The 24,901-nt window shown below is 68.3% G+C and carries 25 protein-coding genes; 11 read left to right on the forward strand and 14 right to left on the reverse strand.

Annotation, left to right across the window (positions count from 1 at the left end):
- Nucleotides 1-192 precede the first annotated feature (192 nt).
- Entirely contained in the window at nt 193-1,137 is a 945-nt protein-coding gene (locus tag ACLQ25_RS29545) for a hypothetical protein (RefSeq protein ID WP_425734024.1), read from the reverse strand.
- Nucleotides 1,138-1,445: 308 nt separating this feature from the next.
- Here ACLQ25_RS29545 and ACLQ25_RS29550 point away from each other — a divergent pair, with 308 nt between their 5' ends.
- Nucleotides 1,446-2,675 carry a GH25 family lysozyme gene (locus tag ACLQ25_RS29550; protein WP_425734025.1) on the forward strand — a complete coding sequence of 410 codons (1,230 nt, stop codon included), beginning with the start codon at nt 1,446-1,448 and terminating at the stop codon, nt 2,673-2,675.
- Between the two features lie 57 nt (nt 2,676-2,732).
- Here ACLQ25_RS29550 and ACLQ25_RS29555 read toward each other — a convergent pair whose 3' ends face one another.
- From ACLQ25_RS29555 to ACLQ25_RS29570, 4 genes are all read right to left on the reverse strand, one after another.
- Nucleotides 2,733-3,389, reverse strand: coding sequence for a response regulator (locus tag ACLQ25_RS29555; RefSeq protein ID WP_425734026.1), 657 nt, complete (start codon nt 3,387-3,389; stop codon nt 2,733-2,735).
- Nucleotides 3,377-4,603, reverse strand: a complete 1,227-nt coding sequence (locus ACLQ25_RS29560; protein WP_425734027.1) for a sensor histidine kinase — start codon at nt 4,601-4,603, stop codon at nt 3,377-3,379. The genes ACLQ25_RS29555 and ACLQ25_RS29560 overlap by 13 nt, the downstream gene beginning before the upstream one ends.
- A 117-nt stretch (nt 4,604-4,720) precedes the next feature.
- A complete protein-coding gene (locus ACLQ25_RS29565) occupies nt 4,721-5,299 on the reverse strand; it encodes a DUF3455 domain-containing protein (protein WP_425734028.1) in 579 nt (192 codons plus the stop codon).
- Between the two features lie 127 nt (nt 5,300-5,426).
- Nucleotides 5,427-6,266, reverse strand: coding sequence for an ABC transporter ATP-binding protein (locus tag ACLQ25_RS29570; protein ID WP_425734029.1), 840 nt, complete (start codon nt 6,264-6,266; stop codon nt 5,427-5,429).
- Between the two features lie 429 nt (nt 6,267-6,695).
- Here ACLQ25_RS29570 and ACLQ25_RS29575 point away from each other — a divergent pair, with 429 nt between their 5' ends.
- Both ACLQ25_RS29575 and ACLQ25_RS29580 read left to right on the forward strand, forming a co-directional pair.
- Nucleotides 6,696-7,811 carry a ricin-type beta-trefoil lectin domain protein gene (locus ACLQ25_RS29575; protein ID WP_425734030.1) on the forward strand — a complete coding sequence of 372 codons (1,116 nt, stop codon included), beginning with the start codon at nt 6,696-6,698 and terminating at the stop codon, nt 7,809-7,811.
- Nucleotides 7,808-9,112, forward strand: a complete 1,305-nt coding sequence (locus ACLQ25_RS29580; RefSeq protein ID WP_425734031.1) for a cellulose binding domain-containing protein — start codon at nt 7,808-7,810, stop codon at nt 9,110-9,112. Before ACLQ25_RS29575 ends, ACLQ25_RS29580 begins: the two co-directional genes overlap by 4 nt.
- A gap of 108 nt (nt 9,113-9,220) precedes the next feature.
- Here the strand turns inward: ACLQ25_RS29580 and ACLQ25_RS29585 are convergent, their stop codons facing one another.
- Nucleotides 9,221-9,841, reverse strand: coding sequence for a TetR/AcrR family transcriptional regulator (locus tag ACLQ25_RS29585; RefSeq protein WP_425734032.1), 621 nt, complete (start codon nt 9,839-9,841; stop codon nt 9,221-9,223).
- Nucleotides 9,842-9,969: 128 nt separating this feature from the next.
- Here ACLQ25_RS29585 and ACLQ25_RS29590 point away from each other — a divergent pair, with 128 nt between their 5' ends.
- On the forward strand, nt 9,970-10,722 hold the full coding sequence (locus tag ACLQ25_RS29590; RefSeq protein WP_425734033.1) for an SDR family NAD(P)-dependent oxidoreductase: 753 nt from the start codon (nt 9,970-9,972) through the stop codon (nt 10,720-10,722).
- 108 nt (nt 10,723-10,830) lie between these two features.
- On the opposite strand, the gene ACLQ25_RS29595 is transcribed toward ACLQ25_RS29590, so the two are convergent.
- The 5 genes from ACLQ25_RS29595 to wrbA all read right to left on the reverse strand — a co-directional run bounded on the left by ACLQ25_RS29595 (nt 10,831) and on the right by wrbA (nt 14,898).
- Nucleotides 10,831-11,418 carry a TMEM175 family protein gene (locus tag ACLQ25_RS29595; protein ID WP_425734034.1) on the reverse strand — a complete coding sequence of 196 codons (588 nt, stop codon included), beginning with the start codon at nt 11,416-11,418 and terminating at the stop codon, nt 10,831-10,833.
- Nucleotides 11,419-11,579: 161 nt separating this feature from the next.
- The gene (locus ACLQ25_RS29600) at nt 11,580-12,782 is read right to left on the reverse strand and encodes a low temperature requirement protein A (RefSeq protein ID WP_425734035.1); all 1,203 of its coding nucleotides are present in this window, start codon (nt 12,780-12,782) and stop codon (nt 11,580-11,582) included.
- Nucleotides 12,783-12,806: 24 nt separating this feature from the next.
- The gene (locus ACLQ25_RS29605; RefSeq protein WP_425734036.1) at nt 12,807-13,643 is read right to left on the reverse strand and encodes a cytochrome c oxidase assembly protein; all 837 of its coding nucleotides are present in this window, start codon (nt 13,641-13,643) and stop codon (nt 12,807-12,809) included.
- Complete coding sequence (locus ACLQ25_RS29610; protein WP_425734037.1) at nt 13,643-14,164, reverse strand: DUF2243 domain-containing protein; 522 nt, start codon at nt 14,162-14,164, stop codon at nt 13,643-13,645. Before ACLQ25_RS29610 ends, ACLQ25_RS29605 begins: the two co-directional genes overlap by 1 nt.
- 134 nt (nt 14,165-14,298) lie before the next feature.
- Nucleotides 14,299-14,898 (reverse strand): NAD(P)H:quinone oxidoreductase, encoded by a 600-nt coding sequence (gene wrbA / locus ACLQ25_RS29615; protein WP_425734038.1) that lies wholly within the window; start codon nt 14,896-14,898, stop codon nt 14,299-14,301.
- Nucleotides 14,899-15,048: 150 nt separating this feature from the next.
- On the opposite strand from wrbA, the gene sigJ reads away from it, so the two are divergent.
- Nucleotides 15,049-15,984, forward strand: a complete 936-nt coding sequence (gene sigJ / locus ACLQ25_RS29620) for an RNA polymerase sigma factor SigJ (protein WP_425734039.1) — start codon at nt 15,049-15,051, stop codon at nt 15,982-15,984.
- 15 nt (nt 15,985-15,999) lie between these two features.
- Here the strand turns inward: sigJ and ACLQ25_RS29625 are convergent, their stop codons facing one another.
- On the reverse strand, nt 16,000-16,257 hold the full coding sequence (locus ACLQ25_RS29625) for a hypothetical protein (RefSeq protein WP_425734040.1): 258 nt from the start codon (nt 16,255-16,257) through the stop codon (nt 16,000-16,002).
- Nucleotides 16,258-16,628: 371 nt separating this feature from the next.
- Between ACLQ25_RS29625 and ACLQ25_RS29630 the strand changes: the two genes are divergently transcribed.
- From ACLQ25_RS29630 to ACLQ25_RS29645, 4 genes are all read left to right on the forward strand, one after another.
- On the forward strand, nt 16,629-16,862 hold the full coding sequence (locus ACLQ25_RS29630; RefSeq protein ID WP_396803339.1) for a GntR family transcriptional regulator: 234 nt from the start codon (nt 16,629-16,631) through the stop codon (nt 16,860-16,862).
- A 529-nt stretch (nt 16,863-17,391) separates the two neighbouring features.
- On the forward strand, nt 17,392-19,092 hold the full coding sequence (locus ACLQ25_RS29635; protein ID WP_425734041.1) for a hypothetical protein: 1,701 nt from the start codon (nt 17,392-17,394) through the stop codon (nt 19,090-19,092).
- A gap of 15 nt (nt 19,093-19,107) precedes the next feature.
- Nucleotides 19,108-19,761 carry a hypothetical protein gene (locus tag ACLQ25_RS29640; protein WP_425734042.1) on the forward strand — a complete coding sequence of 218 codons (654 nt, stop codon included), beginning with the start codon at nt 19,108-19,110 and terminating at the stop codon, nt 19,759-19,761.
- A gap of 202 nt (nt 19,762-19,963) precedes the next feature.
- Nucleotides 19,964-20,425 carry a MarR family transcriptional regulator gene (locus tag ACLQ25_RS29645; RefSeq protein WP_425734043.1) on the forward strand — a complete coding sequence of 154 codons (462 nt, stop codon included), beginning with the start codon at nt 19,964-19,966 and terminating at the stop codon, nt 20,423-20,425.
- Between the two features lie 195 nt (nt 20,426-20,620).
- Here the strand turns inward: ACLQ25_RS29645 and ACLQ25_RS29650 are convergent, their stop codons facing one another.
- Nucleotides 20,621-21,343: an MBL fold metallo-hydrolase gene (locus ACLQ25_RS29650; protein WP_425734044.1), complete on the reverse strand. Its 723-nt coding sequence runs from the start codon at nt 21,341-21,343 to the stop codon at nt 20,621-20,623.
- Here ACLQ25_RS29650 and ACLQ25_RS29655 point away from each other — a divergent pair.
- Nucleotides 21,342-21,920: a P1 family peptidase gene (locus ACLQ25_RS29655; RefSeq protein WP_425734045.1), complete on the forward strand. Its 579-nt coding sequence runs from the start codon at nt 21,342-21,344 to the stop codon at nt 21,918-21,920. The two genes, ACLQ25_RS29650 and ACLQ25_RS29655, sit on opposite strands and share 2 nt — an antisense overlap.
- 520 nt (nt 21,921-22,440) lie before the next feature.
- On the opposite strand, the gene ACLQ25_RS29660 is transcribed toward ACLQ25_RS29655, so the two are convergent.
- The gene (locus tag ACLQ25_RS29660) at nt 22,441-23,472 is read right to left on the reverse strand and encodes a hypothetical protein (RefSeq protein ID WP_425734046.1); all 1,032 of its coding nucleotides are present in this window, start codon (nt 23,470-23,472) and stop codon (nt 22,441-22,443) included.
- 121 nt (nt 23,473-23,593) lie between these two features.
- On the opposite strand from ACLQ25_RS29660, the gene ACLQ25_RS29665 reads away from it, so the two are divergent.
- Nucleotides 23,594-24,751, forward strand: a complete 1,158-nt coding sequence (locus ACLQ25_RS29665; protein ID WP_425734047.1) for a hypothetical protein — start codon at nt 23,594-23,596, stop codon at nt 24,749-24,751.
- Nucleotides 24,752-24,901 lie beyond the last annotated feature (150 nt).

A 24,901-nucleotide genomic window follows, 5' to 3' on the forward strand; every position in this document is an offset into this window, starting at 1 on the left:
TTCACCGTCGACCCCTGCAACCTCCAACTGCTCTACCAAGGCCGATCGCCCTCCTCCAACGGCGTCGACTACGGCCTGCTGCCCTACCGCCCCGGCCTGCTCACCCTGCAACGCTGACCTGACCCACCACCACCCGCAGGGCGGGCCCGGCACAGCCGGGTCCGCCCTCGTGGCGGCGCAGCTCACGAAGAACTACTTCCAGCGCGGGCCGTCGCGTACCAATCTGGCGCTGAGCAGGACGAGTCCGAGCAGGCCGACGAGCCACGCCGCCTCGACGAGCGCGGGTCGTACGCCCACCGCCTCGGGGAAGTACGACGTGGTCTGCAACAGCGCGATGACGCTCCCGTTCGGGTGGATGACGCTGATCGTCCGATACGGCTGCGGGAGGAGAGCGGTCGCCACGGCACCGCCCGAGGCCGCGTTGCCGATCGCGATGAAGGTCAGCCACGTCGGGACCACCGCCCACCGGCCGATCAGGATCACCATCAGCGTGCTGAAGAGGCCGGTGACCGCGATCTGGGCGGCCAACGTTCCCCACAGGGCCGGGAGAGACGCCGGAAGCGCCCCGAGGATCGGACCCACGGTGACCGCCAGCGCGATCCCACCCACGGCGGCGAGGCCGGCGAGGATGGCGAGCCAGGTGCGCAGGGGCAGCCGGCCGACGTTGAGCCGCAGTTGCAGGGCCGTCAGGAAGCCGAGCAGGGTCGCGGCGATCATCACGTAGAAGGCGGCCAGACCCGAACGGTCGGTGTCGGGCAGCGGCCGGACGTCCGTCACGAGCAGCTCTCGACCGCCCTGCTCGTTGAGCTGTAGGGCGGCGTTGCGCAGCATCTGGGCGAGTGTGTTGCCGGCGGCGCTGGCGACCAGGAGCCGCGACCTGCCGGGTTCCACCACCAGCGCCGCGTAGACCCGTTGTCGCTCGATGGCGCGCTGGGCTTCTCCGGCGTTCGGATAGCTCTGGTACCGCAGCGCGCCGCGCATGCGCGACCGCAGCTCCTGCGCGACCCCCGCGTCGGCAGTCGCGTCCCCGACGAGCGCCGTCGGGATGCGGTTCGGCGGCGGTCGGTCCAATGCCAGGGTGTACGAGCCCACGAAGGCCACGGCCAGCGCGATCCCGACGGCCACGACGGTCAGCACCGTCCGGAGCTCCCCGGGTTTGTGCTCCCCGTCAGCCGTGTGCTCCGTCAAGAAACTTCCCCCTGGTTCGCTTCGCGGTAATGACGAGCATGCCCGTGTCCTGTCGCACCCGTGCCGCGAACAGAGTGATCACCTGCGGATCGAATGGGGGAAAGGCGAAACCAAATGTCCACCGTACGGCTCGACGCACCTGCCGATGATCTGAATCCGGCCCGCAGGACAGCGGGACCCATCGTCGACAAGGGATACTCTGCGGGCCCACGCCGATGGTCAATTGACCTCGCGAGCAAGGAGAACCCCACCTCACCATGCCTAGAAGACTGCTCTGCGTGCTGATGTCCGCCAGTCTCGCCGTTGGTACGGCGCTCGGCGTGACACAGCCGGCGCAGGCCGCCGACCCCTCCGTCGACGGTGGTGGCCGGGCGAACGCCGGCATCGCCCCGGGCGCGCGCAGCGCCGCGATGGCCAAGAGCGCCGCCATCCCAGCGGGTTACACGGTTCGGGGAATCGACGTCTCCAGCCACGACCACAACCTCGGCCCGATCAACTGGCCGGCCGTCGCGGCAAGCGGCGTCAAGTTCGCGTATGTCAAGGCGACGGAAGGTAGGACGTACCTCAATCCGTATTTCGCCGAGGACTACGCGGCGGCCAAGGACGCCGGGCTTCTCGTCGGCGCGTACCACTTCACCCGGCCGGACAAGCGCGACCCGATCAACGAGGCCAACTTCTTCGTCGACAATGCCAAGTTCGCGAAGGACGGTCAGACCCTCGTGCCGATGGTCGACATCGAGTGGCCGTACTGGTCCGGCGCGCCCACCTGTTACGGCCTGACCCCGACCGAGATGTCGAACTGGATCAAGTCCTTCACCGACCAGGTCAAGGCCCGCATCGGCCGGCCCCCGATGATCTACACGAACACCAACTACTGGAACCCCTGCACCGGCAAGAACGCGTCGTTCGGCGCCAACCCGCTGGACATCGCCGGCTACACCGCGGCTCGCCCGCCGCTGCCGGCGGGTTGGACCACGGAGACCATCTGGCAGTACGCCGCCGGCAACCCGAGCCAGCCCGGCAACTACAGCCAGAACGTCTTCAACGGCACCTACGCGGCTCTCACCAAGCTCACCGGCGCACCGGTGGCCGCGCCTCCCGTCGCGCTCCGCTCGCGGGCGAACAAGCGCTACGTGGTGGCCGAGAGCGCCGGCGCCAAGCCGCTGATCGCCAGCCGCACCACCGTCGCCCGGTGGGAGCAGTTCGACGTGATCAGTGCCGGCGGCGGTTACGTCGCGCTCCGCTCACGGTCCAACGGTCGCTACGTGAGCGCGGAGAGCAAGGGAACGAAGCCTCTCATCGCCAACCGCACCAAGGTCAGCACGTGGGAGAAGTTCACCATCGTCAACAACTCGGACGGCACGATCAGCCTGCGCGCTGCCGCCAACGGTAGGTATGTGGTGGCCGAGAGCAAGGGCACCAAGCCTCTCATCGCCAACCGGACCTCGATCAGCAGCTGGGAGAAGTTCGACCGGATCTCCCTCTGATCGCCGCCGCCGGCCCGGTGCCCTGACCGCGAGGGCGCCGGGCAGGCGGTTCCAGGGCTACCGCTGCCCGCCGTCCAGGTAACGCAGCACAGCGGTGACCCGGCGGTCGGCGCGGTCGTCCGGCGGTAGCTGGAGTTTCGCGAAGATGCTGCGGATGTGTTTGTGCACCGCGCCGTCGGTGACGAACAGCCGCTCGGCGATCGCGGTGTTACCGAGCCCTTCGGCCATCAGTCCCAGCACCTCGCGCTCGCGGGGCGACAGCTCGCCCAGCGCCGTGTCCGTCCGCCGGTTGCGGGCGAGCAGTTGGGCCACCACCTCGGGGTCGATCACGCTGCCGCCGGCGGCGACCCGACTCAGCGCGCTGAGAAACTCCTCGACCCGGCCCACCCGTTCCTTCAACAGGTAACCGAGGCCGTCGGCGCCCACCGAGAACAGTTCGGTGGCGAACGCCTGCTCCACGTACGCCGAGAGGACCAGCACCGCGAGGCCCGGGCGACGTCGCCGGGCCTCCACCGCGGCCACGATGCCCTCGTCGGTGTGGGTCGGCGGCATCCGTACGTCCACGATCGCCACGTCCGGCGCGTACTCGTCGACGGCGACCAGGAACTCGCCCGGCGTACCCGCCGTGGCCACCACGTCCAACTCCTCCGCCCGCAGCAGCAGCGCCAACCCCTCACGCAGCAGCGGGTCGTCCTCCGCGATCACGATCCGCACGGCAGCTCCACACGCATCCTCGTCGGTCCTCCCGATGGGCTGGTCAGTGTCATCCGCCCGTCGTACGCCTCGACCCGCCGGCGGATGCCGGTGAGCCCGGAGCCATGCGCCTCGGCGGCGCCACCGCGCCCGTCGTCCTCGACGGTCACCAGGAGCTGACCCTGTTCACGACGGACACCGACGTCCACCTGGCTCGCGCCGCTGTGCCGGACGACGTTGGTCAGCGCCTCGGCCACCACGAAGTACGCGGTGGCCTCGACCGATGCGGCGCAGCGGACGGCCACGTCGACCGTGAGCCGGCAGGGCACCGCGCAACTCGCGGCCAGGCCCGCCAGCGCACCTGCGAGACCTCGATCGTCCAGCACCGGTGGCAGGATGCCCCGCACCACCGTACGGAGTTCGCCGAGGGCCTGTTCCGCCGCGTCCTGCGCCTGCCCGAGGATCTCGTCGGCGCGGTCGGGGTCACGCCGCACGGCCCGCCGCGCCGCCCCCAACAGCACGTTGACCGCGACCAGCCGATTCTGGGTCCCGTCGTGCAGCGACCGCTCGATGCGGCGCAGCTCCAGCGCGTGGGCGTCCAGCGCGACGGCCCGGGTGGCGGTCAGCGCGGCCACCCGCAGCGACAGGTCGATCCCCGGCGGCGGAGGCAGCAGCGACCGGCCGGGCCAGGCCTGGACACGGGCCAGCGCCGGACCGAACCCGATCGCGGCGACCAGCCAGCCCACCCCGAGCAGGCCCACCAGGAGCGCTTCGGACAGCTCGTCCACGCGCCACCAGACGATCCCCGGAGCGCCGTCCTCGGGTGCGACGAGCCGGTACCACAGCGGGAAGGTGATTTCCTGGAGGGCGTTGAGCGGCAGGGCGAGGCCGACCAGCCCCGACAGCAGTCCGATGACCGAGTGCAGCGTGATCCAGCCGACTTCCCGGCGGACGAACGGATCGCGTGCCGCCTCCCGCAGCCCTTCCGGCACCGGCCCCGGCGCCGGGATCGGCGTGCCCCAGCGGGACAGCCGGGCCCGCTCCCGATCGGCCACCGAACGCACCGCCCGCAGGGCGCCGGGCACCAATCCTCGGCCCAGTCCGGTCAGGCAGGTCAGCGCCACGACCGCCGCCCACAGCAGCGCGCCCAACGCGAGCAGGGCGGTGCCGAGCCCGCCGACGAGGTGTTCGAGGGCCTCGACGGAGGCCCGGAACCGGCCTCGCACAAATGCCATCGCCGCCCACCTCCCGCGCCAACATAGGTCACGGTGGGCACCCTCGGCAGCGTCCGCAGCGGAAAGTACAGCCTGCTGTACCAGCGGTTGTCGAGCTGGGGGGATCGTCGCCGCGGGTTACCGCTTCGCCGCCCAGAAGACGTAGACCGCGCCGTACGGCACCGACGTCGTGGCGCCGTCCGTGCAGGCGCCCGCCGGGGCGGCGCCGCCCGAGGTCAGGAGCCGACTGATGTACGCCACATTGCCGAGAATGCCGGTGCCGCTGTGGCTGTCCACCGTCAGCAGCAGCTCCGGAATCGTTCCCGCTCGCGGGCTCTCCGCCGTCTTCTTCGCGGTGATCAGGGAGTTGTCGCGCAGGGACTGCCAGCTCGGCCCCTTGAAGTGGTGGATCCGGCCGCCGGTCCCGACGAGCTGGGCCTCCGGCACGGAGGCCCCGGTGAACACGCCACCGGTGCAGGTGTAGGTCTGCGTCCCCTGGGTGACGAGGTACGCGCCCACCGGCCGGGCACCCGCCGGCGGCTTGATCGCCGAGGCGATACGCGGGATGTCGACCCGGCGGGCGTCGGCACCCACGGCGGCCGGGGCGGGCGCCTCGGCGGCGGACGCCTGATGGGTCACCGCACCGGCCGCCGCGAGGACACTGGCCACGCCGAGGACCAGGAGCCCCCGGAAACGGGATCGAGACGTCTTGTGCATGGGATTCCTCCGATTCGGATGGGCGAATCCGCGCCCACATGAATCCTTACGGGCGAAATCCGGACGGCGATCAAAACCGCGCCAGATCTGAACGACCGTTCACCCCGGAGGCGTACCGGAGATGGGTTCAGGCGGGGGTGGCCGCCACCCGTCGGACGGACCCGGCGCGGGCCGCCCAGCGCCCGTCCTCGCGGCGTACCTCGATGGGGTGCGCGAAGGCCGCCGAGACCTGCGCGGTCGTGACCGTCTCGTCGGCCGGGCCGGCGGCGACCACTCTGCCGCGGCTGATCAGCATCGCGTGGGTGGTCGTCGCCGGAAGTTCCTCGAGATGGTGGGTGACCATGATCGAGGCGAGGCTGGGATGGGTCTCGCGGAGCAGGTCGATGGTCTCGAGCAGCTGTTCGCGGGCCGCGACGTCGAGACCGGTCGAGGGTTCGTCCAGCAGCAGCAGTCGCGGCTGACCGATGAGTGCCCGGACGATCAGGGCCCGATCCCGCTCGCCCTGCGAGAGAGTCGGCCAGCGCTCGTCGGCCCTGTCGACCAGCCCGAACACGCTCAGCAGGGAGTCCGCCCGGTCACGGTCGTCCCGGGTCGGTTGCCAGCGCGGCGGCAGGTCGATCGACCCGACGAGCCCGGTCAGGACGACCTCCCGGATCGTCAGGGGTGACCGCAGCGGATGACGGGGGTTCACGTGCCCGATCGTCCTGCGGAGCTGCTGCAGGTCGACGCGGCCGAGTCGTTCGCCGAGGATCCGTACGGTCCCCGAGGTCGGGTGGGTCAGCGCACCACAGAATCCCAGCAGCGTGCTCTTGCCCGCCCCGTTCGGGCCGAGCAGCGCCCAGTGCTCGCCTTCGCCCACGGTGAGGTCGATGCCGTGCAGGATCTGCTTACCGTTCCGCCGGAACGTCACGTCGCACAGTTCGACGACGGGAAGCGGCGGGTGGGGCTCGGCGGTCCTGGGGAGCATGGGCCCTCTATCGGCACGGCGACGGTCGCCCTGCACGGTGCCACAGACCGGTCGTGCGGGTCAGTGACCAGGGCCACCGCCGTCGTACGCGCATCGGTTGAGCGCGGGCACCCCGTCGCGATATCCCTCGGCGGACGCTCAGCGACACCTGGCGGCTTCGCGCCCGCGCCCTGGCGAGCTGGGGGCGAGGGCACCGTCGAGGTAGACCAGATCGGGCCAATGAATCTACACTCGTCTCTGTTAGCGCTCACACTCGTCCCAGTGCTGAGGCAGAACGCCGTGCCGATCCGATGATCGGCGCGAGCCGGGCCACGCCCGGCAGCCGGCGGCTGCTCGGTCCGGCCGGCCCCCTTTCGGATGTCGACTGCCCGGGCGGCCCTACCGATCGGCCAACGCCCTCGGCCAGCTCTACCAACCAAGGGGAGATCCATGCGAACGAGGGCACGATGGCTCGCGACACTCGCCGCGCTCGGTGTCGTGATCGCCGGGGTGGTGGCACCCACCAGTCCCGCCAGCGCAGAGTCCAACGGTGGGGTACGCGTGATGCCGCTCGGCGACTCCATCACCGAGGGCACGCAGGTGCCCGGCGGGTACCGCATCGGGCTCTGGCAACGGCTCGCCAGCGGCCGGTACACGGTGGACTTCGTCGGATCGCAGTTCAACGGGCCAGCCAGCCTGGGCGACCACGACCACCAGGGGCATCCCGGCTGGCGTATCGACCAGATCGACGCGAACATCGTCAACTGGCTCAACACCCAACGGCCGCAGACCGTACTGCTGCACATCGGCACGAACGACATCCTGCAGAACTACAACGTGAGCACCGCGCCGAACCGGCTCTCCACACTGATCGACAAGATCACCACCACCGCGCCCAGCGCCGAGGTGTTCGTGGCGCAGCTCATCCCGCTGTCCAACAGCAACCAGGAGAACGCCGCCCGCACGTTCAACGCGGCGATTCCCGGCATCGTGCAGAGCAAGGTCAACGCCGGTAAGCGCGTACACCTCGTCGACATGCACAGCGCCCTCACCACCGCCGACCTGATCGACGGCATCCACCCCACCGCCGGCGGATACGACAAGATGGCCGCCCGCTGGTACAGCGCGTTGCAGTCGGTCCCCGGAAGCATCGGCGACCCGAGCAGCGGCGGCGGCCAGACCACCACCACCATCGTGGGCACGCTGTCCGGCCGGTGCGTCGACGTCCCCGGCTCCTCCACCACCAACGGCACCCAGGTGCAGTTGTGGGACTGCCACGGCCGCACCAACCAGCAGTGGACCTACACGACCGGCAAGGCCCTGACGGTGTACGGCAACAAGTGCCTCGACGCCGCCGGCTACGGCACCTCGCCGGGCACCCTGGTCACCATCTACGACTGCCACGGCGGCACGAACCAGCAGTGGAACGTCAACGCCAACGGCACCATCACCGGCGTGCAGTCCGGCCTCTGCCTGGACCCCTACAACCAGGGCACCGCCAACGGCACCAAGCTCGTCCTCTGGACGTGCACGGGCCAGACCAACCAGCAGTGGAGCCGTCGATGAAGCGGCCCGGCACCGCCAGATGGCTGACGGCCGGACTCGCGGTGGTCCTCGGTCTGGCGCTGGCCACGACGACCCGGGACGCGGCGGTCGCGGACAGCCCGTACCAGCGAGGCCCGGACCCCACCCTGGCCAGCGTGGCCGCCACCCGAGGTCCGTTCGCCACGACGCAGGCGACCGTGCCGGCCGGAAACGGCTTCAACGGCGGGTACGTCTACTACCCCACCGACACCAGCCTGGGCACCTGGGGCGCGATCGCGATCGTTCCCGGTTACTCCGCCCTGTTCGCCAACGAGGAGGCCTGGATGGGCCCCTGGCTGGCGTCCTTCGGGTTCGTGGTGATCGGCATCGAGACCAACAGCCGTACCGACGGCGCCGACGCGCGGGCCACCCAACTGCTCGCCGCGCTGGACTACCTCACCCGGACGAGCCCGGTCCGCAACCGGGTCGACCCGAACCGCCTGGGCGTCATGGGTCACTCGGCGGGCGGCGCGGGCACCCTGCTCGCCTCGCTGCGGCGGCCCACCCTGAAGACGGCGGTCGGTCTCGCACCCGGCACCCCCGGGAACAACCTGAACATGTCCAGCACGCAGGTGCCGACCATGCTCCTGTCCGGACAGAACGACGGGACGGTCACGCCCTCGTACGTCCAGGGCATCTACAACAGCCTGCCGGCAACGGTGGAACACGCCTGGGCCGAGCTGGCCGGCAACGACCACCTCTCCTTCACCAGGTCGAACCCGACCGAGATGCGGCTCCTGATCCCCTGGCTGAAGACGTTCCTCGACAACGACACCCGCTACACCCAGTTCCTCTGCCCGCTGGCGGACAGCCGGGGCGTCTCGCGGTACAGCGCCACCTGCCCCCTGGTGCCGCCGGGTGAACCGACACCACCGCCCACCACGGGTACGCCCACCACACCACCGCCCACGACGCCGCCTCCGACGACGCCGCCTCCGACGACGCCGCCACCCACCACACCACCGCCCACCACGCCGCCGCCCTCCGGCGCTGCCTGCACCGCGGCCTACCAGACGGTCAACTCGTGGTCGGGCGGCTTCCAGGGTGAGGTCACGGTGACCGCGGGAACGACCGCCGTCAACGGGTGGACCGTCCGTTGGACCCTGGGCAATGGGCAGAGCATCAGCCAGGTCTGGAACGGCACGCTGAGCACCAGCGGCTCGACCGCGACCGTCCGCAACGCCACCTACAACGGCTCGCTGGCTCCGGGCGGCACGACGACGTTCGGCTTCCTCGGCTCCGGCACCCCGACCAACCCGTCGCCAACCTGCACCAGCCCGTGAACAGCCGCGCGGCGGTCGTCGGCAGGTCGAGTCCGCTGACGACCGCCGCGCGGGTCCGACACGTCACCGGGCGGCGCGTCCCACGTCCGCCGGGCCGCGCCCTGCTCGCTAGCTGCTCTTACGGCGACTTCGGTACGCCTTGGTGAGCGGAAGCCCTCTGAACGCCTGCTCGGCGGCGGCGTCGAGCACGCCCTGGTCGACGCCGCCCTTGGCCATGACGTCCATTCCGCGGTTGAGAGACAGGATCATGCAGGCGATGGCGCAGCCATCGGCCTCGGCGTCGATGTCGCCGTGGCGTTGAGCGGCAGCGACGCACTCGGTCAGGATTCGCTGCTGCTCCGAGAAGACGCCGAGGATCACCTCGTGCGCCGCGGCGTCGTGGTCAGCCACTTCCAGGGCGAACTTGCCGGCCATGCAGCCGAAGCGCTCGTCGTCGCGAAGCACGAAACCAGCACCCGACACGATCCAGGTGTGCAGTCGGTCGACCGCCGTCTCGTCCGGGCCGTCGAGTTCCTCGCGTGTCTGCACCAGCGCCTGTCGGACGTACTCACGGAGAGCCTTCATGAAGACGGCGTGCTTGTCGCCGAACGACGCGTAGAGGCTGCCTCGACCCACACCTGTGGCGCCTGAGATGTCGTCGAGGCTGGTGCCGGTGTAGCCGCCCGTCCGGAACACGCGGACGGCGGCCTCGATGACGGTCTGCTCGTCGAATTTGCGTGGTCGGGCCATACCGCAAGGATAACGCGTTCTTGTCCGTGTAGTACAGAACACACCCCGAGTTCTTGTCAGCTTGGTACAGAACCCGGGTAGGTTTTCGTCTTACCAGTACAGAACCTGGTCATGACAGAGGAGCAACCATGAGCAAGACGCTCACCGGAAAGATCGCGCTCGTAACCGGCGCAAGCGCCGGCATCGGCTTGGCAGCGGCCAAGCGGCTCGTCGACGAGGGCGCCTACGTCTACATCGCCGGCCGTCGCGCGGCAGAACTGGACAAGGCCGTGGCCGAGATCGGGCACGACGTCCGAGCCGTCACGGGCGACATCTCGAAGCTGGACGACCTGGATCGGCTCTACGCCACGATCCGCGACGAGCAGGGCCGCCTTGACATCCTCGTCGCCAACGCAGGCACTGTCGAAATCCGGCCGACGGCGCAAGCCGACCCCGAACACTTCGACAAGATTTTCGACACCAACGCCAGGGGCACGTACTTCACGGTGCAGAAGGCACTGCCGCTGTTCGACCGGGCCGGCAGCATCGTCCTGGTCTCCTCCGGGATGAACGTGAAGGGATTCCCTGCCTACGGCGCGTACGCCGCCACCAAGGCCGCGATCCGATCCTTCGGCCGAACCTTCGCCGCGGAGCTCAAGGATCAGGGCATTCGGGTGAACGTGCTGAGCCCCGGCGTGATCGAGACGACGATCCTGGACAGCCAGTTCTCGAATCCGACCGAGAGGCAGGCCGGAGTCGAGATGTTCAGGTCGATCATCCCGCTGGGTCGGCTCGGCCGGCCCGAGGAGATGGCCGACGCCGTCTATTTCCTGGCCTCCGACCAGAGCAGCTACATCACCGGGTTCGACCTGGTCGCCGACGGCGGCGTCGTCGAACTCTGAGCTGTCCTGATCGCCGGCCTCAGCACCTTGGGCGACGGCCTGACCGACGGTAGGTACGCATCTGACGACCCTGGCAGGACGCGGGGTGGCGGTTCCCGCCTCCCCGCGTCAGGCGTCGCGAGGGATTGGTTCGAGCGCGGGCAGCGGCAGCCAGAATGCAGGGATCATCAGGGCGTAGATGACCAGACCGGCGGCGGGGGCGACGACACCGACCGCCGCACCGAGGACAGTGAGCACCGGGCCCACCAGAAAGCGTCTGCCCACGAGCTTTCCCGCGTGCGCACTGACTCGCGGATTCAACAGCCTCGACGCACGCGACACGTACCACCAGAGGGCATTGAAGAAGACCGCGCCCAGGCCGAAGGAGCCGCCGAAGAACAGCACGGCGAGCGGCTCACCCGCCCCGTTGCGAAAGGCCGCGGCGAGTACGGAGGCCGCGAACGGCAGGAACGCCACCGTCATCAGCAGCACGGTGTTGAGCAGGAGCACCCCTCGATCAGCGGCGACGACCTGGTCGAACATGACATGGTGGTTGGTCCAGATCGACGCGATCAGGAAGAAGCTCAGCACGTACGCCAGGAACGAGGGCCACAGCTCGACCAGACCCCGACCGAGGTTGGCGGTGTCCTCGGGCGGGTGGATCTCCAGCACCAGAAGCGTGATGGAGATGGCGAAGACGCCATCGCTGAAGAACACGGTCCGGCTCGGGTCCCGGAGAGCGCTGTCCTGCAGCGCAGCCTCATCCCCCGGTCGTGTCCGCCGCCGGAAGCGCCACCGCCTGGACATCAGTCTGCCCAGCCGAACGGACAAAGAGCCATAGATGGGATCATAGCGGGAAAGGGCTCGACCGTTTCCCGTCAACCGCCGACGCCGGGTGGGGACGGTTGCTCGGGGGGTTTGCCCATGGCGCGCACCGCGTCCGAGATGGCGATGCCGGCCAGGACGACGACGGCGGTGCCCGCCACGGCCAGCGGCGGGACGAGGATCATCGCGGGGGAGACGGCGACCAGCAGGAGAGCGCCGATCAGCCGAGAGCGAGACACCCGCGCGAACACCGCGTGTTCGACCAGCATTCGTCCAGCCAGGAACAGCACCGGTCCGCCGAGGATGGCGACGATCCAGGAGGCACCGGTGGGCCCGAACGGATGGGTGATCACGATTTCGTAGCCGACGGCGATCGCGACGGTGCCGACGACCATGAGCATGTGGGCGATGAACGCCTCTCGGATGAGGTGCGCCGGGTCACGGGCGGCCGTGAGCGCCCCGGGCAGCAACTGGCCCGCTTTGAAGAGGTACACCCGGAACATCAGCACGGTCGTGGCGAACGAGACGGCGAATGCCGCGGCGGCGCCGCCCTCCTGGAACGACGTGTCGCTGTAGGCCGATCCGGTGGTCAGGATCAGCTCACCGAGCGCGATGATGAAGAACTGTCGGTACCGCTCGGAGATGTACTCCGCCGACACGGGCCACTTGGGCCGGCTGGAGATGTTCCACGGGGCAGGGTAGAAGAGCAGCAGCGCAATGCCGTCAATGACGAGCGCGAGCGCCCACAGCACCGTCCGCGCCGCATCCGGCAGCAGCGCTCCGACGATCCACGGGACGGCGGACATCGAGAACCACAGGAGTACCCCCGCCGCCCGACTCTGGGCCTCCAGACCGCGCAGCGCCGGCACGATGACAAGGCCACGGACGATGTGCACCGCCACGTACGAGCCGGCGAAGACCAGACCCCCGGCACCGAACGCCTCCGGCACCGCGACCGCCATCATCAGGGCGCCGAGCATGGCCGTGTAGACCACAAACTGGACCTGTGGCCGCTCGGAGTTGTAGAGATCGGTGACCCACGCCGTGACGAACCAGAGCGATATGAAGGCCATCAGCAACAGGAACGTCTCGCCGACCTCGGCGAGGACCATTCGCCCCTCGGTCAGGTCCTCGACGAGCCGATGGGAGACCCGGTTGAGCGCGAAGACGAACACCAGGTCGAAGAAGAGCTCCAGGAGGCTCGGCCGCTGCGGCTGCTCCGCCTTGCGAAGCAGCGTTGCTGCGCCTGTCGACATCCCGCCGCCCGAGTTTGCCCAGATTTACGGCCTATCGGAGATTGATACCACGTAGGAGGGCGGCGGCGCGGGGGTGTCGCCGGACCGGTTGCGGCGCTCGGGTCGCCAGGTCGCCACGAGGGCGGCGGCGAGGAGCAGTTCGGCGATGTCCCCGCCGTAGTACATGAGCTGCGCTCCGCCCTGCACCTGTGGGATCGGGGCGTGGATGTCGACCCAGAAACCGCCGTACATCAGTTGCGAGATGACGGCGTGGGTCGCGATCGCGAGACCGAGGTAGACCAGCCGGGTACGGACCCCGGGCCGCCGGGGCGCGGGGTCGGGGCCGGCGATGACGTAGGCGAAGAGACAGCCGGAGAGCAGGAAGTGGGTGTGCAGCAGCCAGTGACCAACCGGATCGCCGGTGGCGAGGTGGTAGAGCGGGGTGAAGTAGAGCACCGCGAGGCTGGCGGTGGAGACCAGGAAAGCCACCGCCGGGTGGGTCAGCACCCGGACCGGACCGCTGTGCAGCAGCGCGGTCAGTCGGCGGCCGCGGGGCGCGGGCAGAGCCCGCAGCAGCAGCGTCACCGGGGCGGCGAGGACCAGCGCGAGCGGGGCGTACATGCCGATGAGCAGGTGTTGGGTCATGTGGCCGCGGAAGTCGGTGTGGGCGAACGGCGCCAACGGCGGGAGGAGCGCCACGGCCAGCAGGAGCAGCCCGACGGCGAAGCTCGTCGTACGCCACCGGTTCCAACCCTGCACCGGGTTGCGGCGGCGTGCTCGCGCGGCCAGGTGGAGGTAGAGGCCCGCGCAGGCGAGCAGGACGACGGCGGGCAGCACTGTCCCGGCGAGGCTGGCGCCCTCGTGGTGGAGGTGGGGATCCATCAGACCACGCGGTCGGAGTCGGCGACCCTGCCACCGCGCTGGAGCAACCAGCCGCCGACCAGCAGCAACGCCCCGAAGATGAGGAACCCGATGTCCCACCAGATCTGGTGGGGGCCGCCGCGAACATGGTGGATGCCGAGGATCTGGTGATCCACCAGGCCCTCGACGAGGTTGAACAGCCCCCAACCCGCGATGATCCAGCCCCACAACACCCGCGACCCCCAGACCGCGCGACGATCGTGGGTGACCCGGGAGTACAGGATGGCCAGACCCGACAGAACCGCCAGCCAGCACACGACGTGAAAGACGCCGTCCCAGACGGTGTTCATCTCCAGGCCGGAGACCGTGTGCGGGTTGTAGTACCGCACCCCGATGCGATCGGAGTTGGTGCTGGTGAGCAGGTGGTGCCACTGGAAGACCTGGTGCAGGAAGATCCCGTCGGCGAAGCCGCCGAGCCCCACCCCCAGCACGATCCCGGGAAGCTGGAGGCCGACCCGGCCCTCGTTCGCGGTGGTTGTCATGACCTCTCCGTCCCCTCACGCCGAGGTGGCCTGTTTTCCACGCTAGGGGCAGATAAACGGGATCGAGGCGGAACTCCGTATCTCCGAGGCAGGTCGAACGATCCCTGCGGGTCCCGTACACCGTCGCGAGTAATTCAGGCGGCAGCGCCCGCCTTGAGGCGGGCGGTGATGTCGACGACCCGGCGGGCCTGATGGCGGGCCGCCTGGAGGACCACCTCGCCGGGCGGGCCGTCGCCGACCACGTGGGAGGTGCCGTAGGGGTTGCCGGCCTGGAACTGAACGGGGTCGGTGTAGCCGGGGGGCACGATGATGCCGCCCCAGTGGCAGAAGGTGTTCATCAGCGCCAGGAGAGTGGACTCCTGGCCGCCGTGCGCCGTGTTGGATGAGGTGAAGGCCGAGTACACCTTGTCGGCGAGCTTGCCTTGGAACCACAGCGGTCCCGTCGTGTCGATGAATGCGCGTAGCTGGCTGGCCGGGTTGCCGAAGCGGGTCGGAGTGCCGAAGAGCACCGCGTCGGCCCAATCCACATCGTCGTGGCTGGCCTCGGCAATGTCCGCGGTGTCCTTCAGGTGCTGGTCCCACTCCGGCCTGGCGCTGACCGCCGCCGCCGGGGCGGTTTCGAAGACCTTGCGCAGTCGCACGGTGGCGCCGGCCTTCTCGGCCCCTTCGACGGCGGCTCGCGCCAACGTGTGGATGGTGCCGGTGGAGCTGTAGTAGATGATCGCGAGGTGCACGGGTTTCCACGGTCGATTTCCTCTCTCTGCGGTTCTGACCGGTACGACGAGACAGCGCGAGAAGATGTGAGGCGACCTGCGACCGCACAATTCGCGGCGACGGTTCGTCGTAAGGGGTGAGCCAGATCGTCTGAAGGAGCCGGTGAATTCATGGCCCACCCGTCCGACCCGGTACACGGCCGGCCCGACCCGAACCTGAGCGCGATCATGAGGGAGCGGCGTCAGCTGACCAACCTGGCGTACCGGCTGCTGGGCTCCCTGGCCGACGCGGAGGACGTCGTGCAGGAGACCTACGCCCGCTGGTACGCCATGTCCCCCCGCCAGCAGGCGGACATCAACGCGCCCGGTGGCTGGCTGACGACAGTTGCCAGCCGCATCTGCCTGGACCTGCTCCGCTCGGCGCGGGTCAGGCGCGAGCGATACGTCGGCGAATGGATCCCGGAACCGCTGCCCGACCGGGCCGAATGGATCAGCGGCCAGTCAAGCGGCGACGCCGACCGCGCTGACCGGGTCACCCTTGACGAGTCGGTCAGCATGGCCATCCTCGTCGTACTCGACGCGATGACCCCTGCCGAACGGGTCGCGTTCATCCTGCACGACGTCTTCGGCTATCCCTTCGCCGATGTGGCCGCCATCGTCGGCCGTACCCCCGGGGCATGCCGACAGCTCGCCGCGTCGGCCCGGCGGCGCATCCGCGTGCCGCGGCCGGACGCGGGCGCGTCAGGCCGACGGACCGATCTCGTCCGGGCCTTCAAACGCGCCTGGGAGGCCAGGGACATCGAGGCGCTCATCGGCCTGCTCGGACCCGACGCCACGGCGACCGGCGACGGCGGAGGGCTCGTCACCGCCGCGCTCCACCCGGTCGAGGGAGCCGAGCAGGTTGCCCGCTTCTTCGTCGACCGGCCCACTGCGGCGGCCGGCGTGACGCTTCAGGAGTGCACGGTCAACGGTCAGCCCGGTCTCGTGGCTCTGCGGGACGGCAGCACCGTGTCGGCGATGGCGTTCGACGTCCGTGACGACCGCATCAATCACATCTGGGCCGTACTCAACCCCGACAAGCTCCGCTCCTGGGTCGCGGCCCGCTGACCACGGGCGGACCTTCTACAGGGATCGCGTACGAACGGGGGCAGGCTTCCGGGCCGTGGAGAGCTTCCGGAGCCCGGCGGGCTGGACGAAGGGTTCCCGCCGGGCCACCGCCTCGCCCCGGGCGTCCAGCTCGTACCCCTCGATCCAGACCCACCCGTCGTACGTGATCCGGTCTTCCAGCACACGGATGAGCCGGAAGAAAAACGGCCGGGAGAACTGGACGCTGGCCGCCCGCGTGAGGTGGAGAAGGTCACCACTCTTGAATGGGGCCACGACCCACCGCCCGTCGCCAAGCCAGGATCCGCGCTCGGGCTGCCGCAGCCCTCGGGCACCAGCCGTCCGGATGGCAGCGGCTGCACCTCTGCATCCGGTGGTAGTCGATCACCGTCCAGGAAAGCTCCACCTCGAACGGCACCGAGCTCACCGCTCGCCCTCCGTACGCGGCCTCGCAGGACCCGTTCGAACCGGTACAACCCGACGGCGAGGGAACGACCAGAGCTTCACGAGGTGGCTCCTACCTGGGCGAATGGCTGACCCTGAGGGTAGTCGAACCTATACAGCCTGTACAGCCCGGCCAGCCTGCCTAACCCGGGCTGCCTGTACCTGATGGCCATCCCGTGTAGCGCGTCCATATCGTGTCGATCATGATTGACGAGATGAGCCCGGTCCCCTTCTACGTTCAGCTCGCCGATCTCCTCGCCAAGCAGATCGAATCCGGGAAGCTCAAGCCTCGTCAGCCGCTCCCGAGCGAGGCGACGTTGCAGCAGGAGCACGGCGTAGCTCGCGGCACGGTCCGCGCAGCGGTACGGCTATTGCGGGAACGAGGGCTCGTCGTCACCTTCACCGGTCGCGGAACGTTCGTCGCCGAGAAGCCGTAGCCTTCCGCCCCTGCGATCTGGAGCTCGTCCTCGCCCTTGTCGGTCAGTTCGAGGTAGGCCATGCGCCGGTCGGCCTCATCCCACTCGGCCGGCCAGGCCAGCCGCACACAGTCGGTCGGCGAGCTGCCAGACGACCCGACCGCCGTCGAGCGGCGCATCGAAATATGATCGCCCGATAACCCTCCTCAGAACAGAGTTCTAGACCGAACGTCAAGCATGTCCTGGGACGTATTCGTCAGGCATGTGGTGGGACTAGACAATCAACGGTGGCGTTTGTCCTCCGACTGATGCGCGACACCTGTCCGCCAGCTGATCTGCGACACCTCGGCGCACTGATCGCGGCAGAAGGTGAACCCGCTTTGCTTGCGCGTCCGCCGTGCACAGCGGGCACGCGGGCTTGGCCCCAACGTATACATTGACCAGCGCCGGTTTGCTGTCGATGGATCGAGGCGCGATGAACTACCCGACGCCGCCACCGTCTCCCCCGCCGCCACCGCCTCTTCTGCCCCCAACGCCACCCCCGCCGCCATTGCCACTGCCGCCGGAACCGGCACGGACGCGGCGGCTCCTGCTGCTGTTTGGTGGCCTGGCCCTGGCTTTCCTGCTGATCTGCACGATCGGCGCGCTTGTCGTGGTGCCCCGCTTCACCGGCAACCCAGGTGGCAAGGAGGAACGGGCCACTGAGGCGCAGGTAGCGGTGAATACCGCCGATCAGGAGTTGAGTCAGGCCGCTGAGCAGCTGCTCACCACGCCGGCGGTCCGCTACCAGGGGTCGTTCTCCGGACCGGACGGCGACCGCATCAGCATGGACGCCCAGGTGACCAATGAAGGCACGGTACGAGGCAAGCTGATCACTGACGGCCAGACCGCCGAGATCCTGGACCTTGGCGATCGTACGTTCCTCAAGGTCGGCGAGGCGTTCTGGCGTGCGGCCGGGATCACCGACGGGCGCGAGAAGAAGTTTGCCAACCGGTGGGTGCGGGTCGCCGGTGACCTCTTTGGATTCGACTTCGGTGATGTCCTGGCGCCGGCTCTGCTCGCCACCGGCATGGTGCCGAGCATCGACGAAAACGACTACCCGCAGCAGGAGGAGTCGCTCGGACTCGGCGCGGTCACCTCGGTGGACGGCGTCGAGGCACGAGCGGTAGTCCTCAACGGTGTCACGTACCTGATCAGTACGGCCGAACCGAAACGGCTGTTGGGTCTGAGCACCACCCCGGTGACCGAGTCGGGAAGCGGCTTTCAGACGATCGCGCACCGGGTGAGTGACGTCGAGTTGCGCGCCAAACTGCAGCTTCTCACCGACGACCAACGGCAACTGCTGTTCGACGAGGTAAAACGTCAGATGGGCGTACTGGCGCAGTCCCTCGACAGCATCGTCCAGGTGTCGCTCACCGGCGACGCGAGCCTCACGCCCTGCACCACCAACGGCTGCACCGCGAACCTGAAGCTCCGCAGCAGGGTCACGTCGGCCTCCAAGTACGTGACGATCGATAAGCAGGTCACCGTCGAGGTGAACATCATCATGACGTTGGACGGCAGGCCGGTGCAGACCTGCCCGGAAGTCCTGGTCATGAAGCCGAAGGACACCAAAACGGTCCGGTGCCGCGCGTCGTACTACATCCCGCCGGCCCGGAAACCCAAGACCCACCAGGTGTACGCCACGTACACCGCGGTCGCCCGGGCGGTCACCACGACGGATGCCAAGAAGATGGCCGCTGACCTCGCCGACGAGATCAAACGCAACGGCGCGTTGGGCGTCAAGCCCGCGGACAAACCTCATGAGTACCTGCCGACCGGCGCGAACCCGCCAGCCCTGAACACCCGTCAGAACCAGGCGAAGACCCGTGTCGAACAGCTCGCGAAGCAGGCTTGCAAAGACGTGCAGCGGTGGCCCGGGGAGTCCCCGCGGCACTGGGGCGACCGGGTGCACAAACGACTCGCGGAGCTCGTCGGTGCGGAACCGGCATCGGCCAACCTGTTCGCGGAGGTCGGCTACCGCAACGGTCTGCTCGCCAGGAGGTGGAAGAATCCGGTCACCAACCGGGAGGGCTGGGAGAAGGGCGCCAAGGCGCCGGATGTCGTGCTCGGCGTGGACGAACTGCGACCGGAACTCATCCTCGACCTGAAGACCGGCGCCAAGGGGCTCGAAACCAAGTGGTACGGGGACCTACAGAACCAGCTCCCGGCAAGGTATCGGAACGTTCCGGCGATCACGGTTCGATGCTGAGAAGGGGATGATCACGTGGATGTCGGCAGGTGGGAGAAGGCCGTCGACGCGTACCTGCTGCCCGCTCTGGGTGACGGCTGGCGTGCCGCGGAGGGCCGGCTGGTGCGGGGGCCGGTCGGCTGGACCGCCCAGACGGTGCAACCAGTACCACCACTGCGCCCACGGCCCAACTTTCAGGTGGAGGTGATCGTCTGGTTGCTCGCGGTGCCGGGGGCCGACGGCCACACCTGCTCACGGCGGCTGGAGGGAGTGTTCCCTGAGCCGGACGCCCTGGCCGGCTACGAACCGGTGATGGCCGACATCCGGGACGTCGTACTCCGGGAGGGCATCCCGTTCCTGGACCGTTACGGAGATGTGGAGGGCTTGCTCGCCCACCGGCTGGAGTGGGAAGCCCAGGACGCGGAGCGTGGCCTGACCGACCCGGACATCCGTGCATCCGAGGAACTCGCCTACCTGCATGTGATCCGCAGGGACTGGGACGCCGCGCTGACCGCGGCGGCGCTGGCTGAGGAGGCCGGCGAACTGAACCGTTCCCGCCCGCACCCGATCCCCTGGGAGGACGAAATCGTCGAACGCGTTCGTGCGGTGATCGCCCTCGGCCCGGACGGCGCCCGCGAGGCCCTTGCGCGGAACGCGGCCACAACGGCGGCCGCGTTGTCCCTGCCCTAGTCAGCTCCAAGCAGAACCCGCGCCGCGTTGAAGCGCCTGGGCGAGCGGATGAGCGGCACCGAGGCGGATTTAGGACGTTGCCGTACGGGACGAACAATGGGGCCAGCCCTCCGCAAGTGGGCTCCTCAACAAGTCCGGCTTGACCTCAAGCTCCCTTGAACTTCTACCGTGGCGAGGTCTGTGGAACTGGTCGGAAGGAGCCATGAGCGTGGTTTTGAAGGAGTACTCCCAAGACAAGCTTGCCTCCCAGCCCATCGGCTACTGGAGCGGCGAGGCATACCGCAGAGTGGTTGGACGCATCCGGGCGGAGCTGGCTGTGGAGGATCTCACCCAGCCGCACTGGTGGACGCTCAACCATGTCGCTGGCTCCCCCAACACCTGGAACCGCGCCGACCTCGCCGAACGGCTCGCCCCGTTCGATGACCTCGGTATCGATTTCGACGAGGTGTTCAACGACCTGATCGCTCGTGGATGGATGACGGAAAACGGGGGAGCCTTGACGCTCACCCAAACGGGCGAGGCAGGACGGCTCCGCGCCAAGGCACGAAACGCACGGGCTCACGAGCAGATGCACGAAGGCGTCGGAGCCGCCGAGTACGTCGCGGCCCTCAACGTCCTGCGCCGCATGATCGCGAACCTGGGTGGTAACGGCGACCTCCCCTAGCAGGGCCCGTATCGCCGCGCGCTATGACGTGTGAGCTGGCTTAGCGAACTGGGCGCGGATCGGAGATCGGAATGGGCGAGGTCTCCGGTAGATGGTTCGTCGATCAAGAAGAGTGACGCCGGAGACATTGTGGACACCCTGGCGGTGACGGGCCGGTTCGACCGCCGTCCGGGGGGACCCATCCTCATCCTCGGGTCAGCCGGAGATGGTGGCGAGCAGCTCCTGTCCGGTGCGCGGATGATTGTGGCTGTCGACATACCAGTCGAAACGCCCGAACGCGTTCTCGTCGAGCAGCGACCGGATCAGCTCCCCGTCGTACGTGTCACCCGGCTGCCGCAGGTGGTACGGCGGCGGATAGAAACAGTCCCCGAGCAGCAGCACACCGGAGTCCGGCACCGCCACCACCGTCGAGTCCTCGGCGTGCCGGCCACCGACATGGCGCACCTCGACCCCGCCTGGCAGGGTCAGCACGTCGTCGAACTCGGTGTGCGGCGGCACGACGGCGAAACCCTCCCAGGAGACCATCGCCCGTGCCCGGGCCCGGAAACTTGGCCCGAGCAGGGGATTGGCGACCACCTCCTCGCGCAGATACCGGTGCCCCCACGGGCGTCGGGCCTCCGCCTGCAGGATGCGGGCTCCGGCACGGTGCCCGATGACCTCCACATCCGGCCAGGCGCACGCCCCCCAGACGTGGTCCCAGTGGTGATGGGTGTAAACCAGCCGGCGCGGTGCCGGCAGCCCGGCCGCCTCGATCTCCGCACGAACCCGCCGGGCGACCGCCGGACTGTTGCCAGCATCGACCAGTACGCTCCCCGACTCGTCCGCGATGACCGCGACCCCACCCTGGATGTTGTCGTGGTCCTCATCGTGCGGATACCACCACACCCGACCGGCCAAATTCCGCAACGATCCGCGCATGACGCACCGTAACAACGACGACAGGAGCGTCATGAATCAGGTCAGCCGCCGCGCCCGCGACCTCGGGATCATCGTTGGGCCGCTGCCCACCGGGCGGCACAACGCGATCATCGACGTCCCCGGGATCCTGATCGGGCACACCACCATCGACGACGGCGCCGACCTGCACACCGGTGTTACCGGTCACCGCAGTCGTACCGAGCCAACTCGGCCCCGGACGGTGGGCCCTGCCCGCCGCCGTGCAATCCGGCAACGGCAACGGGAAACTCGCGCGGTGACGACCGGCGCCCTCGTCCAGTCCAACTTCGGCGGAGTGCTGACCGCCCTCGGCGTCCCGCTGCCGGCCGACGAGCTGACCCCGGACGCTGACCGAACCGAACCACCCGGCAACTCATGCATGATCGTCGTGGCCACCGACACGCCCCTGGACGCCCGACAGCTCGGGCGGCTCGCCCGACGGGCGGTCTTCGCGATGGGCCGGGTCACTGGCGTGGGCGGTCATGCCAGTCGCGCCGTTGCGCACGGAGCCGTGATCCGCCGGCTGTCGGCGGCCAGCCGGCTGGCGGCGCGAGCCTGATGTGCCCCCTGGGGGGCACGAAAAACACCCCTCCGGTCGACGTCTGCCGATGACTGGAGGGGTGTTTTTCCTACTCAACGCTGTGCGCCCGAAGGGACTCGAACCCCTAACCTTCTGTTACCGGCCGCTATGATCTGAAGCTTGTCATTAGCCACTGGATTCTTGCACTGACCTGCACGAACGACGCCAGGTCGTGGTCATTGCTTGTCACCGATAATCACTACCCGGAAGGGGTTTTCGGGGGGTAAAAGGGGGGCATGAATTCGACGCCAGGGCTGGCGCGCCCGGGGTCCTGCATCGCCAGGGAAAGCGGGATGCTGACTCAGGTTGGACCCTGCCGGGGGCACGCCACAGAATTGTGATTCAGTGTTTCAATCCGGATCTGAGGAGTTGCCAGGCGGAACCGGGCCTGAGTCGCGCCGGGGCGGGCAGCGACGGACCTCTGGTGTGTCCAGGGTTGCGGCGGTGGCCGGGTACGGCTAGGTGCTGAGCAGCCTACGGCGTGGGAGCTTCCGTACCTCTAGAACGGCGGCTCGTCGTCCGGTCCCGCCTGGGTGGCAGCGAAAATTCTCGCCTCGTATAGTGCGAAGCCTGCCTCGAACGCGTCGTCGAAGGAGTCCCGGTCCAGCCACGACTTGCCGGACATGTGTGACGGCCAGTGCGGTTCTCGAATGCGGGAGATCGGGATAGGGTAGCCGGCTGGCTTTCCGACGCTGACCAGGGCCGTCTCCGTTATCGCCCATTGAGGTGGGCAGTACTGGATCACGCCGCTCAGGGCAGCAGTGCCTCCGTTCGTGGCCGACTCATGCGCCAGCTCCAGTAGCTCGCGGAGGTCGCTAAACAGGCGTCCTGCCTCGAATGACCTGTCACCGGGGTACTCCCCGGCCCGCACCACGGCCTCGGCCAGCGCAACGAGGAAGTCCTCCGCCGTTTGGTCTCTCGGCCAGGCCAGATGCGCCACCGTTTGGCCGTTGCTCCGCTCTAGGCGCAGGTACAAGTCTTCGGCGGGGTCCGGCGTTTCCTGGAATTGGTCATGGGTGGTAGGTGTCTCGAACCACAGGAACAGGTGCGTGTTGTGGACGGGCACGCGGCATCCGGTGGACGTGGTGAGATGTAGGTCCGCTGCCCGGACCAGCGCCGCGAATAGCAGGTCATGAGATGGGGCTTCTTCGACATCGGCGAAGACCTGGCGGTCCTGGTCCCGCGCGGCGGCAAGGCGGCTGACAACTGTTTCGGTGAGCCGTTCGCGCGTGCGCCGCAGCTCGGCCTGGGTCTGCGAAACCTCCTCGGCCAAGGTTGCGATGCTGGCAGCGGCCACCTCCTGCCGCTGCTCGATCTTCACCTGGCTGGCCTGTACGTCGTCTAGCCGCTTCTCGATATACCGGCCGACCACGAGGAGCGGCGCAAACAGTAGAAGCGTGGTGCCGACGTTCACCAGCGCACCGGAGAGCCAACCGTCGCTGCGGGCCAGCCAAGACCAGACGAGCACTCCGCCGCCAGCGAGCAGCAGCACAACCGTGATGTTCCAGCGGTTGCGGGTGAACCAGCGCATGCGGGCTGCTCCTCGGGCTAGGCGGTTGACGTGGCCACGGTAGCCAGGCGTAGCGAGTATCTGCGCGACGGGCTGCGGACGCGACAGCTCTTCACCTTCTTGCCTGGTAGGGTTGCGGTCTGTGTTCGATGGACCCGATTACGAATTGGCCTGGCCACGGCATCTCTTCGTGGCCGAGGCGTCGGCCCTGCTGGCTACCAGCCGCAACGCAGACGGAAGCCGCGTGGAGTGGCTGCTCGAGGAAGCATTTACCAGTTCAACGCCCATCGAGGACTTTAAAGCTGCCCCGACCCGCGCCGTTGATCCCTTCGGGGACGACGATCCTTGGGCTACAGCCTCCCCTGGAGGCAGCACGAAGGCTTCGGGTACCACGCAGCCTGTGGTTGCCCAATCCGATTTCCTGTCCGAGCTGATCAAGCGGGCCGATGTGCTGCGCGAGGCGATAGCTCCGCGGCCTTACTGGCCGGAGCGAACACCGACAGGCATCAGCGCCTCGCGACAGCCACTGAGCAGGGAAAAGGCCAAGCGCCGCTTCGTCAGCCTGGTCGCCGAACTAACCCGGAATGGATACCTGGAAAGGGTTTTTCCAGGCGAGTGCGTGGACCTGCCGACTGATGTCGACGTCGATGAGTCGGCCAAGCTGCAGGAAATGCTCGGCATACCGGACCTATGGCCGCTACAGCCGGCGCAGTGGGACGACGACGTGTTCTACGGGGTCATCGAGGTCATCCACGACCTCGTTGCCCGCCCCCGCGAGCGCTGGTGGCACAACTGGAACAGCTGCGGCTGGCACTACAGCGGCTTCGCAGTCACGCCGGCCAGGGCTCTCTACCGGTGGCGCGTCAACAAGATCCTTGCCGACGCACACATCGCACTCCGGCTTGCCGGAGAAGGCGAGGACGCCGGCCGCCTAGTCCACATGGTCCACGACGACCGCCGTGTCCTAGTTGAGCAAGCACTTCGTTCCCCGGACCCCAAGGCAGCCGATCAGATCAAGCACGCCATCGCGCTGTTCCGTGGCCGTACCGCCACCGACCAGGATAAGCGCTCCGCAATCGTCACACTCGCGCACGTCCTTGAACGGCGCCGGACACTACTCAAGGCAGAGCTGCTACGCCGCGACGAAGGCGCCCTCTTCAACATCGCCAACGAGTTCGCCATACGGCACGAAAACGAGCAGCAGAAGGCCGACTACGATCCGGTATTCCTGGACTGGATCTTCTGGTGGTATCTGGCCACCGTAGAGCTGACCGATCGGCTGCTCACGCGCGGTACTTGACCGAACCTATCTATGATCTAGGTTGCGACGTAGTAAAGAACAGCAGTAACCGGTGAGGCTAAGTACGGTCCATTGAGGTGATCTCAGCAAGATTCGGCGGCCGAGTGGGGATGACACGGGCGTAACGTCCATACCGGACGGCGTTGGCTA

The organism is Micromonospora sp. DT44 (genome assembly GCF_049841635.1).
GTDB lineage: Bacteria > Actinomycetota > Actinomycetes > Mycobacteriales > Micromonosporaceae > Micromonospora.

Bases quoted from the DNA above. Each gene is read 5' to 3' on its own strand.
- ACLQ25_RS29550 (WP_425734025.1), top strand. From the start codon at position 1,446: ATGCCTAGAAGACTGCTCTGCGTGCTGATGTCCGCCAGTCTCGCCGTT.
- ACLQ25_RS29560 (WP_425734027.1), bottom strand. From the start codon at position 4,603: ATGGCATTTGTGCGAGGCCGGTTCCGGGCCTCCGTCGAGGCCCTCGAA.
- ACLQ25_RS29565 (WP_425734028.1), bottom strand. From the start codon at position 5,299: ATGCACAAGACGTCTCGATCCCGTTTCCGGGGGCTCCTGGTCCTCGGC.
- ACLQ25_RS29570 (WP_425734029.1), bottom strand. From the start codon at position 6,266: ATGCTCCCCAGGACCGCCGAGCCCCACCCGCCGCTTCCCGTCGTCGAA.
- ACLQ25_RS29575 (WP_425734030.1), top strand. From the start codon at position 6,696: ATGCGAACGAGGGCACGATGGCTCGCGACACTCGCCGCGCTCGGTGTC.
- ACLQ25_RS29580 (WP_425734031.1), top strand. From the start codon at position 7,808: ATGAAGCGGCCCGGCACCGCCAGATGGCTGACGGCCGGACTCGCGGTG.
- ACLQ25_RS29585 (WP_425734032.1), bottom strand. From the start codon at position 9,841: ATGGCCCGACCACGCAAATTCGACGAGCAGACCGTCATCGAGGCCGCC.
- ACLQ25_RS29590 (WP_425734033.1), top strand. From the start codon at position 9,970: ATGAGCAAGACGCTCACCGGAAAGATCGCGCTCGTAACCGGCGCAAGC.
- ACLQ25_RS29600 (WP_425734035.1), bottom strand. From the start codon at position 12,782: ATGTCGACAGGCGCAGCAACGCTGCTTCGCAAGGCGGAGCAGCCGCAG.
- ACLQ25_RS29605 (WP_425734036.1), bottom strand. From the start codon at position 13,643: ATGGATCCCCACCTCCACCACGAGGGCGCCAGCCTCGCCGGGACAGTG.
- ACLQ25_RS29610 (WP_425734037.1), bottom strand. From the start codon at position 14,164: ATGACAACCACCGCGAACGAGGGCCGGGTCGGCCTCCAGCTTCCCGGG.
- sigJ (WP_425734039.1), top strand. From the start codon at position 15,049: ATGGCCCACCCGTCCGACCCGGTACACGGCCGGCCCGACCCGAACCTG.
- ACLQ25_RS29630 (WP_396803339.1), top strand. From the start codon at position 16,629: ATGATTGACGAGATGAGCCCGGTCCCCTTCTACGTTCAGCTCGCCGAT.
- ACLQ25_RS29645 (WP_425734043.1), top strand. From the start codon at position 19,964: ATGAGCGTGGTTTTGAAGGAGTACTCCCAAGACAAGCTTGCCTCCCAG.
- ACLQ25_RS29655 (WP_425734045.1), top strand. From the start codon at position 21,342: ATGACGCACCGTAACAACGACGACAGGAGCGTCATGAATCAGGTCAGC.
- ACLQ25_RS29650 (WP_425734044.1), bottom strand. From the start codon at position 21,343: ATGCGCGGATCGTTGCGGAATTTGGCCGGTCGGGTGTGGTGGTATCCG.
- ACLQ25_RS29660 (WP_425734046.1), bottom strand. From the start codon at position 23,472: ATGCGCTGGTTCACCCGCAACCGCTGGAACATCACGGTTGTGCTGCTG.